This is a genomic window from Enterobacter soli (assembly GCF_964208575.1).
GTDB classification, from domain to species: Bacteria; Pseudomonadota; Gammaproteobacteria; order Enterobacterales; family Enterobacteriaceae; genus Enterobacter; species Enterobacter soli_A.
Genome location: NZ_CAXOFU010000001.1, coordinates 123,479 through 136,957, shown reverse-complemented (window position 1 = coordinate 136,957; position 13,479 = coordinate 123,479). Strand labels below are relative to the sequence as shown.

The window sequence follows — 13,479 nt, the reverse complement described above, 5'->3', positions numbered from 1 at the left end:
TTTTACTCCCCCTGCTGCTCCAACGCATACTTATACAGCGCATTCTTCTTCACGCCGTGGATCTCCGCTGCGAGCGCGGCGGCTTTCTTCAGCGGCAGCTCGGCCTGCAGCAGGGCCAGCGTGCGCAGGGCATCCGCAGGCAGCGCGTCGTCTTCCGCTTTGTGGCCTTCGACAATGAGTACCATCTCGCCTTTACGGCGGTTTTCATCTTCTTTGACCCAGGCCAGCAGTTCGCCGACCGGCGCGCCGTGAATGGTTTCCCAGGTTTTGGTCAGCTCGCGCGCCAGCACCACGTAACGGGATTCACCCCAGACGGTGACCATGTCTTCCAGGCTTTCCAGCAGGCGGTGGGTGGACTCATAGAAAATCAGCGTGCGCGGTTCGGCTTCTAACGCTTTCAGCACGTCGCGACGCCCTTTTGATTTTGCAGGCAGAAAGCCTTCATAGCAGAAACGGTCGGACGGCAGGCCTGCAGCGCTTAGCGCCGCGATGGCCGCGCAAGGGCCCGGCAGCGGCACCACGCGGATCCCCGCTTCGCGACAGGTCCGCACCAGGTGGTAGCCCGGATCGTTAATCAGCGGCGTGCCCGCATCGGACACCAGCGCGATGTTCTGCCCCTCTTTCAGCTTCGCCACCAGGGTGTCGGCTTTTTGTTGCTCATTGTGATCGTGCAGGGCAAACATGCGGGCGTTAATCGCAAAGTGCTGGAGCAGTAAACCGGTGTGACGGGTATCTTCCGCTGCAATTAAATCAACAGCTTGCAATACGGTGAGCGCACGTTGGGTAATATCAGACAAATTCCCGATAGGAGTAGGTACAATATAAAGCTGGCCTTGAGAATTATCCGCCGTTTCGTGTTGTTTCATTGTTTAGTCCGTATTGCCGATTTAATATTGAGCATTGCGTAAAAAAATTCACTGGATACAGTATGGTACCGTTAACGTTACTTCGAACAAAAGCCGCGCGCAGCGTGCCTCTGCTGCTGGCAGCCCTGATCTTTGCAGGCTGTGGCACCCAGGCACCGGATCAAAGCGTTGCCCATATGCAGGGCTCAGCCCAGGCTGATTCTGGCTTTTATCTGCAACAAATGTCGCAGAGCTCAAATGATACCAAGACCAACTGGCAATTACTCGCCATTCGTGCACTGCTGAAAGAAGGGAAAACCCAGCAGGCCGCCGAACTGTTCAACCAGCTGCCACAAGAACTTAGCGATGCCCAGCGTCGCGAGCAGGTGCTGCTGTCGGCTGAGCTGAAAGTGGCGCAGAAAGATTATGCCGCCGCGAAAAAGATCCTCGGCGAGATCGACGTGAGCGCGCTGGATAAAAACCAGCAGGCGCGCTTCTGGCAGACCGGCATTACGGCTGAACAGGGCCGTCCGTCCCTCCAGCTGCTGCGCGCCCTGATTGCCCAGGAGCCGCTGCTCAGCGGTGCCGACAAACAGAAAAATATCGATGCCACCTGGCAGGCGCTCGCCTCCATGACCCAGGAACAGGCGCAGGCGCTGGTGATCAACGCCGACGAAAACGTCCTGCAGGGCTGGCTGGATCTGCAGCAGATGTGGTTCACCAACCGCAGCGATCCAAAAATGCTGAAAGCCGGTATCACCGACTGGCAGACCCGCTACCCGCAAAATCCGGGTGCAAAACTGCTGCCCACGCAGCTGGTCAACGTGCAGAACTTCAAGCCGGCCTCCACCAGCAAAATCGCCCTGCTTCTGCCGTTAAACGGCCAGGCGGCGGTGTTTGGTCGCGCCATTCAACAAGGGTTTGAAGCCGCGAAGAACGGCACAACGCCGGTTGTCGGCAACGCCGTACCGGCCCAGTCCGCACAGGCGGCGAACGTCAACGATGTGGTGAGTCCGTCCGCTGCGGAAACCAGCGATCTGACCACCGCCCAGGCGCCTGCCCAGGGAACGATGCAAAACCCTGTCACCGCACCAACAACGCCTCCGCCAGTTCCTGTAGTGCCCGCTCAGTCCAATGACGCGCCAGCGCAAACCCAGGCCGCACCGCAGGCTGACGCGGCGACAACCGCGCAGCCGCAGGCCGCTCAGCCTGCCCAGCAGCCCGCTGCACAGCCGCAGGCGGTCGCCACCACCAGAGCGAACCCGGGCGCCGAGCTAAAAATCTACGACACCAGCGCTCAGCCCCTCGACCAGGTGCTGGCGCAGGTGCAGCAGGACGGTGCCAGCCTCGTGGTTGGCCCGCTGTTGAAAAACAACGTCGAAGAGCTAATGAAGAGCAACACCACCCTGAACGTGCTGGCGCTTAACCAGCCGGAGCAGGTTCAGAATCGTGCCAATATCTGCTACTTCGCCCTCTCTCCTGAAGACGAAGCCCGCGACGCGGCGCGTCATATTCACGAGCAGGGTAAACAGGCGCCGCTGCTGCTTATTCCTCGCAGCTCGCTGGGCGACCGCGTGGCAACGGCGTTTGCCCAGGAGTGGCAGCAGCTTGGCGGCGGCGTGGTTCTGCAGCAGAAATTCGGCTCCGCCTCTGAGCTTCGCGCGGGTGTGAACGGCGGCGCGGGGATCTCCCTCACCGGCAGCCCGGTTGCAGCCAGCCTGCCGCAGCAGCAGGCCGTCACCATCGGCGGCTTAACCATTCCGGCCCCGCCAACTGACGCGCAAATCAGCGGCGGCGGCAAAGTGGACGCAGCCTATATCCTGGCGACTCCGCAGGAAATTGCCTTCATCAAGCCGATGATTGCCATGCGTAACGGCAGCCAGAGCGGCGCAACGCTGTACGCCAGCTCCCGCAGCGCGCAGGGCACCGCTGGCCCGGATTTCCGTCTGGAAATGGAAGGCCTGCAGTACAGCGAAATCCCGATGCTCGCGGGCAGCAACCCGTCGCTGATGCAGCAGGCGCTTGGTGCGGTGCGTAACGACTACTCTCTGGCGCGTCTGTACGCAATGGGTGCGGACGCGTGGGCGCTGGCGAACCACTTTACCCAGATGCGTCAGGTGCCAGGCTTTGAACTCAACGGCAATACCGGCGATCTGAGCGCCACTCAGGACTGCGTGATTAACAGGAAGTTATCATGGCTCAAATACCAGCAGGGGCAGATCGTCCCGGCCAGTTAAGCCGCAAACAAACCGGCGACGCGTGGGAAGCCAAAGCGCGCCGCTGGCTTGAAGGCAAAGGACTGCGCTTTATCGCCGCCAACGTTCGCGGACGCGGCGGCGAAATCGATCTCATCATGAAAGACGGTCCAGTGACCGTGTTTGTCGAAGTACGCTTTCGGCAGTCAGCGCAGTTTGGCGGGGCTGCCGCCAGCGTGACGCCCGCCAAACAACATAAATTATTACAGACGGCCCACTTGTGGCTTGCCCGCCATAATGGGAGCTTTGATACTGTGGATTGCCGGTTCGATGTGGTAGCCTTCACCGGAAACGACATCGACTGGTTAAAAAACGCGTTTGGCGAAGACACCTGAATACGATTTAAAGGGATAACGTGCTCGAAAGAATTAAAGTTTGCTTCACAGAAAGCATTCAAACCCAGATTGCAGCGGCGGAAGCCCTCCCGGACGCGATTTCTCGCGCAGCAATGACGCTGGTGCAGTCCCTGCTCAACGGCAACAAAATCCTCTGTTGTGGTAATGGCACCTCTGCCGCCAACGCACAGCATTTTGCTGCCAGCATGATCAATCGTTTTGAAACAGAGCGACCGAGTTTACCTGCCATTGCACTTAATACCGATAATGTGGTCTTAACAGCGATTGCTAACGATCGTCTGCATGACGAAATTTACGCAAAGCAAGTGCGTGCCCTGGGCCACGCGGGAGATGTGCTGTTGGCTATCTCCACGCGCGGTAACAGCCGCGACATCGTCAAAGCCGTGGAAGCGGCGGTCACCCGCGACATGACAATTGTGGCATTAACGGGCTATGACGGCGGCGAGCTGGCGGGTCTGCTGGGGCCGCAGGATGTGGAAATCCGCATTCCTTCTCACCGCAGCGCGCGCATTCAGGAAATGCACATGCTTACGGTGAATTGCTTATGCGATCTGATCGATAACACGCTTTTCCCTCACCAGGATGATTAAGGAGTATTAATGAAGGCTTTATCGACCCTCGCAGTCCTGATGTCTGCACTGCTTCTTCAGGGATGTATTGCTGCGGCCGTTGTCGGCACCGCGGCCGTCGGTACAAAAGCAGCAACCGATCCACGCTCCGTGGGCACCCAGGTTGATGACGGAACGCTGGAACTGCGCGTAAATAGCGCCCTGTCGAAAGACGAACAAATCAAGAAAGAAGCCCGCATCAACGTAACGGCTTATCAGGGCAAAGTGCTGCTGGCAGGCCAGGCACCGAATATGGATCTCGCCTCCCGCGCGAAACAGATAGCGATGGGCGTTGAAGGCACCACCGAAGTGTTCAACGAAGTGCGTCAGGGCCAGCCGATTGGTCTGGGAACCGCCTCGTCCGATACCTGGATCACCACCAAGGTTCGCTCCCAGCTGCTGGGTACAGACCAGGTGAAATCCTCTAACGTGAAAGTGACCACCGAGAACGGCGAAGTGTTCCTGCTGGGTCTGGTAACTGAACGCGAAGGGAAAGCGGCGGCGGATATCGCCAGCCGGGTGAGCGGAGTGAAGCACGTCACCACCGCGTTTACCTACATCAAGTAACTCAACGTCTGATAACAGGCCCGGTACGCGCCAGCGCGACCGGGCTTTTTTTATATCAGCGCAATGCTTCCCGTAATCACCCCACACAGCGCCACCAGACCCGCCGTCAGCCACAGGGCCTTCGCCGGGAATGACTTACGCAACATGATGAGCGACGGCAGGCTGATCGCAGGCAGCGTGATGAGCAGCGCCAGCGCCGGGGCCGTACCCATCCCCGCCAGCATCATGGTCTGCACAATCGGGATCTCTGCCGCAGTCGGGATCACAAACAGGCAGCCGGCAATCGCCATCGCAATCACCCACATCAGGGAATTATCGATCGCGCCATCCGCGTGAGGGAACAGCCACACGCGGGCGGCACCCAGCACCAGAACCGCCAGAATATAGACCGGGATAGTGCTCCAGAAAAGCTGCCACAGCGCTCTCCCCCAGCGGGCAAAGAAGCTGCCCTGCGGCTCGGTGAGATCCAGCTCAACGGCGGTTTGCTCAGCCGGCTTCTCCTTCACCAGATTTTGCACCAGCGTAGCCACCACCAGCACCGTCAATACCCCCGCCACCAGGCGGATCAACGCGAAATGCCAGCCGAGCACAAAGCCCATAAACACCAGCGTCGCCGGGTTCAGCAGCGGGTTGCCCATCCAGAACGCCAGCGCGCCGCCCATCGAAACGCGCTGACGACGCATCCCCGCCGCCACGGGCGCGGCGCAGCAGGAGCACATCATGCCCGGCAGAGAGAAAATCGTCCCCAGCAGCGTGCCCTGAAAACGCGGCTGGCCCAGGGTTTTCACCAGCCAGTGGCGCGGGATAAGCACCTGAATCAGCGAGCCCAGCAGCACGCCGAGCACCGCCGCTTTCCAGACCGCAAGGAAATAGACCATCGCATAGTCCCACGCCGCCTGAATCGGGCTGGAATCAGCGTTAGCAAGAATGGATTTACCGATGCTGTGGGTTTCGGCGGCGGTAAAGGCTTTGCCGTAATACGGCTGCCATTTCACGAACCAAAGACCAACGATAACAACAAGAAAGAAGAGCGCGGGTTTCCACCATTGGACAGGTGAAGCCGCCTGAGATGAAGACTGACCAGTCATACCATTCCCCGGGGAGTGTAAGTAAATAAGCCGGAGGAGTTTACGCCTCACCTCTGGCGATTTCACGCAGTTTCGCTGAGGGAATAACGTTAACCCCCTCTTTCGACGGGGCCAGCGCCTCTTTCAGCATGGCCCGCGCCACGTCCCGCGCCTCGATGGACTTCCAGTTGCCCGGCAGCAGGCTGAACAGCGGGGCGAATATCGATTCGTTAAAGCGCCGCTTGTCGCGATCCCCCAGCAGCATCGAGGGGCGCACAATCGTCAGATACTCCCACCGCTGCGCAATCAGCGCATCCTCCATTTTGCCTTTCACCTGGTTGTAGAAGAAAGGCGAGCGGGCATTGGCGCCCATCGCGCTGACCACCACCAGATGCTTCGCGCCGAGCTTTTTAGCCGTCAGGGCCGTGTCCACCACCAGCGTGTAGTCGGCGTGAACAAACGCCTCTTTACTGCCCGCTTCTCGCCGGGTGGTGCCGAGACAGCAAAAGGCGATATCAATGGGATCCTGCACCTGCGCCAGCGCATCGGTCAGCTGCGGATCGTGAGGATTGAAAACGCCGGGAACGTCGGCCAGCGGGCGACGCGTGGGGGCGGCGATGTAGTTCACCTTGCGCTCCTGAATGAGCAGGCGCAGCAAATGCCCGCCCACCAGCCCGGTGGCGCCCGTAATCAATACCTGACTCATTTTTCCCCCTTTACAGAATTGTCCGTTTGCGAACCCGGCGTGGTCAACCACACTTAGAAGTCTGTTACAGGTAAGTATTTACCACAAGCGGAGAAAAATCTGTCTGAGGCCAATTAACGGAGGAAGCATGGGCAAGAAAATCGCAGTTTTGATTACCGATGAATTTGAGGATTCAGAATTCACCTCCCCTGCCGAGGCATTCCGTAAAGCGGGACATGAGGTCATCACCATTGAGAAGCAGGCGGGTAAAACCGTGAAGGGTCACAAGGGCGAGGCCAGCGTAACCATCGATGAGTCTATCGATAACGTCAGCCCGTCCGACTTCGATGCACTGCTGTTACCCGGCGGCCATTCACCGGATTCCCTGCGCGGGGATGAGCGCTTCGTCACCTTTACCCGCGACTTTGTCGGCACCGGCAAACCGGTGTTCGCCATCTGTCACGGGCCGCAGCTGCTGATCAGCGCAGAAGTGGTGCGCGGGCGTAAGCTCACCGCCGTGAAGCCGATCGTTATCGATCTTAAAAACGCCGGCGCCGAGTTCTTCGATCAGGAGGTGGTGAACGATAAAGATCAGCTGATCACCAGCCGCACGCCTGACGATCTCCCGGCGTTCAACCGCGAAGCGCTACGCCTGCTCGGGACGTAACCAGTGCAGCTTCTTGCCAAAGCCCAGGGTGTTGTCGGTAAATTTCAGCTCATCGAGGCGGATTTCCCACACCGGGGCTTTTAGCGCAAGGGCAACCGGAAAGCGGCGAACGTAGCGTTGACGCTGTTCGTCGCTCTCTTCCCCTTCCAGACGGCGGATCTCGCCCTTAAACTGCACGCCCCGAATCAACGCCACCGTTTTCGGCTGGCCGTTAACCGTGCCCGCCACTTTCGCCTGCTGGCCGGTCATCTGCGCATGGCGCGTTTTGTCTTCGCTTAAAACGTAGAACGCCACCCGCTCAGGATCGTAATAATAGAACGCATTCGCGCACCACATTTCACCTTCGTCATACACGCACCAGGTGACAACGTGCTGCTTTGCCAGCCAGCGGTTAATGGCGGTCAGAGTTTCCATTTTTCTTCTCTCTCGTGCTAAGGTGCGTTCACCTTAACATACTGAATCTGCTTACCGTGTCCTGGTTTCTTTATCTTGTTCGCACCGCTGATAACACCCTCTACACCGGGATCACCACCGATGTGGCGCGGCGTTTTGTCGAACATCAGACGGGGAAAGGGGCAAAAGCCCTGCGCGGGAAAGGGGAGCTGCGGCTGGCCTTTTCGGCACCGGTGGGGGATCGCTCGCTGGCGCTCCGTCTGGAGTACCGCATCAAGCAGCTGACGAAGCGCCAGAAAGAGCGCCTCGTCGCCGGGGATGGCTCGTTCGAGGCGCTACGCGAAAGCCTGCTTAAAAGCGATTGAAATGATCGTGGTACTCAACCAGACCCGTCACGCCGTTAAGGGCATCGTCTGCCAGGCGGTGCAGCTGGAATGCCGACTCGGTGCCCGGCCAGCGGCAGCGCAGATCGTGATGCGCCGCCTGCTCAAAGCCCAGACGACCGTAAAACGCCGGATCGCCCAGCGTCACCACGGCCGCATAGCCGAACTCATTGAGTGAATCCAGTCCTTCATAGACCAGCTGGCGCGCAAGCCCCTGCCCACGGTAGCTTTCGTCCACCGCCAGCGGCGCCATTCCCACCCACTGAAGATCTTCGCCCTGCACCAGCACCGGGCTGAATGCCACGTAGCCGACAACCTGGCCTTCATCATCGGTGGCAACCAGCCCCAGCGTAATCAGGCCGTCTTCACGGAGATCGTGGACCAGCTGGGCTTCTGCATCACTCGCAAAAGAGCGGCGTAACAACGCATCGATACCCGGTGCATCAATCCCAATTTCAACTCGAATCAGCATGGCTCACCTACTGAAGTGTGTTTACCGTCCGGCGGAGCTTTCAGCCCGGCCTCTACAAAATCAGCCAGTTGCAGCAGGATCACGCGCAGTGCTTTTGGCATCTGCTCCAGCTCAATGGCATCCATCAAATTTTTCACGTACAGGCCAAGCTCCGTATCCCCTTCGATAACCAGACGGCGCTGGAAGAAGAGCGTATCAGGATCTTGCTTGCGTGCGGCGATCATCAGCAGATCGCTGGCATCGGCGCTAAAGCTCACGTCCGCCTCGGCGGAATCGCGAACGATCAGCTGGTCGTTCTCTACCGAGGTAAACCAGCGCAGCCCGATATCACGGACTTCGATGCTCAGCCAGCGGCCTTCCAGAAACTCCAGCTCACCTTCCTGTAACGCCTGGCGGAATTGCCAGCTCAGCACTTGCTCCAGCACCTGGCGCTTGAGTGCGAAGGGCGTCAGTTTGACCGGCACGCTCAACATTGATGGGCCAAATTGTACGAGTCGTGAACGCAGTTTATCCAGCACGAGCTTTACTCCCTGATATCTAAAGTCCTGTTATTTTGCCATATCCGGAGAGGAACATAGCGGCGTAAATCAACAAACCGGCCTCCGGCGTCGGCCATTATTGGTGCCATCAATACGCCATTAGCTGCCTTAAATCAAAAATTGTCGCGTATGGGTTAATTAAAATCCCAGCTCGTTAACAATTTTGCGATCGCTGCGATCGACATGATCAGGATAAATTATGGAGCTGCTCTGCCCTGCCGGTAACCTTCCGGCGCTTAAGGCGGCCATCGAAAACGGTGCCGATGCGGTCTACATCGGGCTTAAAGATGATACCAACGCCCGCCATTTTGCTGGCCTTAACTTTACGGAGAAAAAGCTTCAGGAAGCGGTTAACTTCGTCCACCAGCACCGCCGCAAGCTGCATATTGCCATCAATACCTTCGCCCATCCTGACGGCTACGCCCGCTGGCAGCGCGCGGTAGACATGGCGGCCCAGCTGGGTGCCGATGCGCTGATCCTGGCCGACCTGGCGATGCTTGAGTATGCCGCAGAACGCTATCCGCATATTGAGCGTCACGTCTCTGTTCAGGCATCGGCCACCAATGAAGAAGCCGTGCGCTTTTACCATCGTCACTTTGACGTCGCCCGCGTGGTGCTGCCGCGCGTGCTGTCTATTCATCAGGTTAAGCAACTCGCCCGCGTCACGCCAGTTCCGCTGGAAGTTTTTGCCTTCGGCAGCCTGTGCATCATGGCGGAAGGGCGCTGCTATCTCTCGTCCTATCTGACCGGAGAATCCCCTAACACCGTGGGCGCCTGCTCCCCTGCCCGCTTTGTGCGCTGGCAGCAGACGCCGCAGGGGCTGGAGTCGCGCCTGAACGAGGTGCTGATCGACCGCTATCAGGACGGCGAAAACGCGGGTTACCCAACCCTGTGCAAAGGCCGCTACCTGGTGGACGGCGAGCGCTACCACGCTCTGGAGGAGCCGACCAGCCTCAACACCCTGGAGCTGCTGCCCGAGCTGCTGGCCGCCAACATCGCGTCCGTGAAAATCGAAGGCCGCCAGCGCAGCCCGGCTTACGTCAGCCAGGTCGCGAAAGTCTGGCGTCAGGCCATCGACCGCTGCATGGCAGACCCGCAAAACTATGCGCCGCAGCCGGCCTGGATGGACGCGCTGGGTGCGATGTCCGAAGGCACGCAAACCACGCTTGGCGCGTATCACCGTAAATGGCAGTGAGAAGACCATGAAATATTCATTAGGGCCGGTGCTGTACTACTGGCCAAAAGAGACGCTGGAAGATTTTTATCAGCAGGCAGCCGCCAGCAGCGCCGATGTGATTTATCTCGGCGAAGCGGTGTGCAGCAAACGCCGGGCAACCAAAGCGGGCGACTGGCTGGACATGGCGAAAAGCTTGGCCGGCAGCGGCAAGCAGGTGGTGCTCTCGACCCTCGCGCTGGTACAGGCGTCATCAGAGCTCAACGAGCTGAAGCGCTACGTGGACAACGGCGATTTTCTGCTGGAAGCGAGCGACCTCGGCGTGGTGAACCTGTGCGCAGAGCGCAAGCTGCCGTTCGTCGCCGGACATGCGCTGAACTGCTACAACGCCGTCACCCTCCGCCTGCTGCTGAAGCAGGGCATGACGCGCTGGTGTATGCCGGTTGAGCTTTCCCGCGACTGGCTGGCAAACCTGCTCAACCAGTGCGACGAGCTGGGCATTCGCAATCAGTTTGAAGTGGAGGTGCTGAGCTACGGGCATCTGCCGCTGGCTTACTCCGCACGCTGCTTTACCGCGCGCTCGGAAGATCGTCCAAAAGACGACTGCGAGACCTGCTGCATTAAATACCCTAACGGCCGCAGCATGCTGTCTCAGGAAAACCAGCAGGTGTTCGTCCTCAACGGCATTCAGACCATGAGCGGCTACGTTTACAACCTCGGCAACGAGCTGGCGTCCATGCACGGTCTGGTGGATATGGTGCGCCTGTCGCCGCTGGATACCGGGGTCTTCGCGATGCTGGATGCCTTCCGCGCCAATGAAAACGGCGCGTCACCGCTGCCGTTAACGGCAAACAGCGACTGTAACGGCTACTGGAAGCGGCTGGCCGGGCTGGAGCTGCAGGCGTAAAAAAGGCTCACTTTGTTAACACCGGTTATTAATTTTTAATGCAGTATTAAAGATTCACCGTCGACAAAGTGAGCTGTTATGTCTGATAAAACCATTCCGTTTTCGGTGCTGGATCTGGCGCCGATCCCGCAGGGCTCCTCGGCACGAGAAGCCTTTTCCCACTCACTCGATCTCGCTCGTCTTGCCGAAACGCGCGGCTATCAGCGCTACTGGCTGGCTGAGCATCACAACATGGTGGGCATCGCCAGCGCCGCCACGTCGGTGCTGATTGGCTATCTGGCCGCGAATACCACCACGCTGCGCCTCGGTTCCGGCGGCGTCATGCTGCCAAATCACGCCCCGCTGGTGATCGCCGAGCAGTTCGGCACGCTGAACACCCTTTATCCTGGCCGTATCGATTTAGGCCTGGGCCGCGCCCCGGGCAGCGACCAGCCAACCATGCGCGCCCTGCGTCGCCACATGAGCGGCGATATCGATAACTTCCCGCGCGACGTGGCGGAGCTGGTGGACTGGTTTGACGCCCGCGATCCGAACCCGCACGTTCGCCCGGTGCCGGGCTACGGCGAGAAGATCCCGGTGTGGCTGCTCGGCTCCAGCCTCTACAGCGCCCAGCTGGCGGCGCAGCTCGGCCTGCCGTTCGCGTTTGCCTCGCACTTCGCCCCGGACATGCTGCATCAGGCGCTGCATCTTTATCGCACCCACTTCAAACCGTCCGAGCGTCTGGAAAAACCCTACGCGATGGTGTGTATCAACATCATTGCCGCCGACAGCAACCGCGACGCGGAATTCCTGTTTACCTCAATGCAGCAGGCCTTCGTCAAGCTGCGCCGCGGCGAAACGGGCCAGCTTCCGCCGCCGGTGGAGAACATGCACCAGCTGTGGTCGGCCTCCGAGCAGTACGGCGTGCAGCAGGCGCTGAGCATGTCGCTGGTGGGGGATAAAGCGAAGGTGCGTCACGGTCTGGACGCAATACTGCGCGAAACTCAGGCGGACGAGATCATGGTTAACGGCCAGATTTTCGACCATCAGGCGCGCCTGCATTCGTTTGATTTGGCGATGCAGGTGAAAGAGGAGCTGGTGGGGTAGCCTTTTTGCCCGGTGGCGCTTCGCTGACCGGGCCTACATTCTTTTCTCCCTCTCCCTGTGGGAGAGGGTCGGGGTGAGGGTATCAGACCGCACGTTCTACTGATAAACAGGCAGCAGATTAAAGCTCGACAGCACGTGGACCAACGCGTTACCCACGCCGAATACCAGAATCAGCGCAATCATCGGCTTTCCGCCCCAGACGCGGAATTTCGGGCTGCCGAAGCGTTTACGTGATTTACGCGCCAGCAGCGCCGGAACAATCGCAGCCCAGATGGTTGCCGCCAGCCCCGCATAGCCGATGGCGTACAGGAAACCGTTCGGCCACAGCAAACCGCCCACAATCGGTGGCAGGAAGGTCAGCAGCGCGGTTTTGAAACGTCCCATCGCAGAGTCATCAAAGCCAAACAGATCCGCCAGATAATCGAACAGGCCAAGGGTCACGCCGAGGAAAGAGCTCGCCACGGCAAAGTTAGAGAACACCACCAGCAGCAGATCCAGGCTGCGGCTGTTCAGTACGCCGCTCAGCGCCTGCACCAGCACGTCAATGTTGCCGCCCTTCTGCGCAATGCCGATAAATTCCGGACGCGGGATGTTGCCCATCGTCCCCAGCAGCCAAATCACATACAGCCCCAGCGCCAGCAGCGTGCCGTAAACCAGGCATTTAACGATGGTGCGCGGATCTTTGCCGTAGTACTTCATCAGGCTCGGCACGTTGCCGTGATAGCCAAACGACGCCAGACAGAACGGCAGCGTCATCAGCAGGTACGGCGTGTAGGACGTATTCACTTCGGCGACGTTAAACAGCGTGGCGGGCGTGACGTGCCCGAGCAGGCTGCCGAAGGTCAGGAAGAAGGTAATGACCTTCGCGCCCAGCACAATCGCCGTCATGCGGCTCACCGCTTTGGTACTCATCCAGACGATAAACGCCACGCCAAGGGCGAAGCACAGCCCCGCCAGTCGCGCGGGCACGTTCAGGGACATCTCCGAGAAGGTGTGGTGCAGAATCGAACCGCTCGCGGAAATGTACGCGTAGGTCAGGATGTAGAGCACAAAGGCGATGGACAGCCCGTTCACCAGGTTCCAGCCCTTTCCGAGCAGGTCTTTGGTGATGGTGTCGAAGCTCGAGCCGATGCGGTAGTTCAGGTTAGCTTCAAGGATCATCAGCCCGGAGTGCAGCATACAGAACCAGGTGAAGACCAGCGCCGCCAGCGACCAGAAGAACCACGCACCGGACATGACCACCGGCAGAGAGAACATCCCCGCGCCAATAATGGTTCCGCCGATGATCACCACGCCGCCGAGCAGCGAGGGTGACGTTTGTGTGGTGGTAAGTGTCGCCATACAGCCATGTCTCCAGTCAAAAATTTTGTACCGCACTATAGTGTGCAGCACTGTACCAGTACAAGAGTACAAAAGGAATAAAAAAAGCCCCGATAGCGAGTATCGGGGCTGTATATTTTACTTTACGTCAGTAA

General features: G+C 59.0%; 16 protein-coding genes. 9 read left to right on the top strand and 7 right to left on the bottom strand.

The window, feature by feature from the left end; all coding sequences use genetic code 11:
• Positions 1–2: 2 nt before the first annotated feature.
• Positions 3–866: a 16S rRNA (cytidine(1402)-2'-O)-methyltransferase gene (gene rsmI, locus AB6V08_RS00660; protein WP_368540734.1), complete on the bottom strand. Its 864-nt coding sequence runs from the start codon at positions 864–866 to the stop codon at positions 3–5.
• Positions 867–928: 62 nt separating this feature from the next.
• On the opposite strand from rsmI, the gene AB6V08_RS00655 reads away from it, so the two are divergent.
• The 4 genes from AB6V08_RS00655 to dolP are packed head-to-tail and all read left to right on the top strand — an operon-like array spanning position 929 to position 4,631.
• Positions 929–3,082 carry a penicillin-binding protein activator gene (locus AB6V08_RS00655; RefSeq protein ID WP_368540733.1) on the top strand — a complete coding sequence of 718 codons (2,154 nt, stop codon included), beginning with the start codon at positions 929–931 and terminating at the stop codon, positions 3,080–3,082.
• Complete coding sequence (locus tag AB6V08_RS00650; RefSeq protein ID WP_368540731.1) at positions 3,040–3,435, top strand: YraN family protein; 396 nt, start codon at positions 3,040–3,042, stop codon at positions 3,433–3,435. The genes AB6V08_RS00655 and AB6V08_RS00650 overlap by 43 nt, the downstream gene beginning before the upstream one ends.
• A 20-nt stretch (positions 3,436–3,455) precedes the next feature.
• Positions 3,456–4,046 (top strand): DnaA initiator-associating protein DiaA, encoded by a 591-nt coding sequence (diaA, locus tag AB6V08_RS00645; protein WP_003861754.1) that lies wholly within the window; start codon positions 3,456–3,458, stop codon positions 4,044–4,046.
• 9 nt (positions 4,047–4,055) lie between these two features.
• The gene (gene dolP / locus AB6V08_RS00640) at positions 4,056–4,631 is read left to right on the top strand and encodes a division/outer membrane stress-associated lipid-binding lipoprotein (RefSeq protein WP_368540730.1); all 576 of its coding nucleotides are present in this window, start codon (positions 4,056–4,058) and stop codon (positions 4,629–4,631) included.
• Positions 4,632–4,681: 50 nt separating this feature from the next.
• On the opposite strand, the gene AB6V08_RS00635 is transcribed toward dolP, so the two are convergent.
• Complete coding sequence (locus AB6V08_RS00635) at positions 4,682–5,719, bottom strand: permease (protein WP_368540729.1); 1,038 nt, start codon at positions 5,717–5,719, stop codon at positions 4,682–4,684.
• Between the two features lie 40 nt (positions 5,720–5,759).
• Entirely contained in the window at positions 5,760–6,404 is a 645-nt protein-coding gene (locus AB6V08_RS00630) for an NAD(P)H-binding protein (protein WP_368540728.1), read from the bottom strand.
• 127 nt (positions 6,405–6,531) lie between these two features.
• Here AB6V08_RS00630 and AB6V08_RS00625 point away from each other — a divergent pair, with 127 nt between their 5' ends.
• Entirely contained in the window at positions 6,532–7,050 is a 519-nt protein-coding gene (locus AB6V08_RS00625; RefSeq protein WP_368540727.1) for a type 1 glutamine amidotransferase domain-containing protein, read from the top strand.
• Here AB6V08_RS00625 and AB6V08_RS00620 read toward each other — a convergent pair.
• Positions 7,030–7,464, bottom strand: a complete 435-nt coding sequence (locus AB6V08_RS00620) for a YhbP family protein (RefSeq protein WP_368540726.1) — start codon at positions 7,462–7,464, stop codon at positions 7,030–7,032. The genes AB6V08_RS00625 and AB6V08_RS00620 overlap by 21 nt on opposite strands.
• Positions 7,465–7,478: 14 nt before the next feature.
• Between AB6V08_RS00620 and AB6V08_RS00615 the strand changes: the two genes are divergently transcribed.
• Positions 7,479–7,808, top strand: a complete 330-nt coding sequence (locus AB6V08_RS00615; RefSeq protein WP_368540724.1) for a GIY-YIG nuclease family protein — start codon at positions 7,479–7,481, stop codon at positions 7,806–7,808.
• On the opposite strand, the gene AB6V08_RS00610 is transcribed toward AB6V08_RS00615, so the two are convergent.
• Together AB6V08_RS00610 and ubiT are read right to left on the bottom strand one after the other, a co-directional pair.
• The gene (locus AB6V08_RS00610; RefSeq protein WP_368540723.1) at positions 7,795–8,298 is read right to left on the bottom strand and encodes a GNAT family N-acetyltransferase; all 504 of its coding nucleotides are present in this window, start codon (positions 8,296–8,298) and stop codon (positions 7,795–7,797) included. The genes AB6V08_RS00615 and AB6V08_RS00610 overlap by 14 nt on opposite strands.
• On the bottom strand, positions 8,292–8,816 hold the full coding sequence (gene ubiT, locus AB6V08_RS00605; protein ID WP_368540721.1) for a ubiquinone anaerobic biosynthesis accessory factor UbiT: 525 nt from the start codon (positions 8,814–8,816) through the stop codon (positions 8,292–8,294). The genes AB6V08_RS00610 and ubiT overlap by 7 nt, the downstream gene beginning before the upstream one ends.
• A gap of 220 nt (positions 8,817–9,036) precedes the next feature.
• On the opposite strand from ubiT, the gene ubiU reads away from it, so the two are divergent.
• The 3 genes from ubiU to AB6V08_RS00590 all read left to right on the top strand — a co-directional run bounded on the left by ubiU (position 9,037) and on the right by AB6V08_RS00590 (position 12,004).
• Complete coding sequence (ubiU, locus tag AB6V08_RS00600) at positions 9,037–10,032, top strand: ubiquinone anaerobic biosynthesis protein UbiU (protein WP_368540720.1); 996 nt, start codon at positions 9,037–9,039, stop codon at positions 10,030–10,032.
• A 7-nt stretch (positions 10,033–10,039) separates the two neighbouring features.
• Positions 10,040–10,918, top strand: a complete 879-nt coding sequence (locus tag AB6V08_RS00595) for a U32 family peptidase (RefSeq protein ID WP_368540719.1) — start codon at positions 10,040–10,042, stop codon at positions 10,916–10,918.
• 78 nt (positions 10,919–10,996) lie between these two features.
• Positions 10,997–12,004: a luciferase-like monooxygenase gene (locus AB6V08_RS00590; protein ID WP_368540718.1), complete on the top strand. Its 1,008-nt coding sequence runs from the start codon at positions 10,997–10,999 to the stop codon at positions 12,002–12,004.
• 96 nt (positions 12,005–12,100) lie between these two features.
• Here the strand turns inward: AB6V08_RS00590 and mtr are convergent, their stop codons facing one another.
• Entirely contained in the window at positions 12,101–13,345 is a 1,245-nt protein-coding gene (gene mtr / locus AB6V08_RS00585) for a tryptophan permease (protein ID WP_028014544.1), read from the bottom strand.
• Between the last annotated feature and the right edge of the window lie 134 nt (positions 13,346–13,479).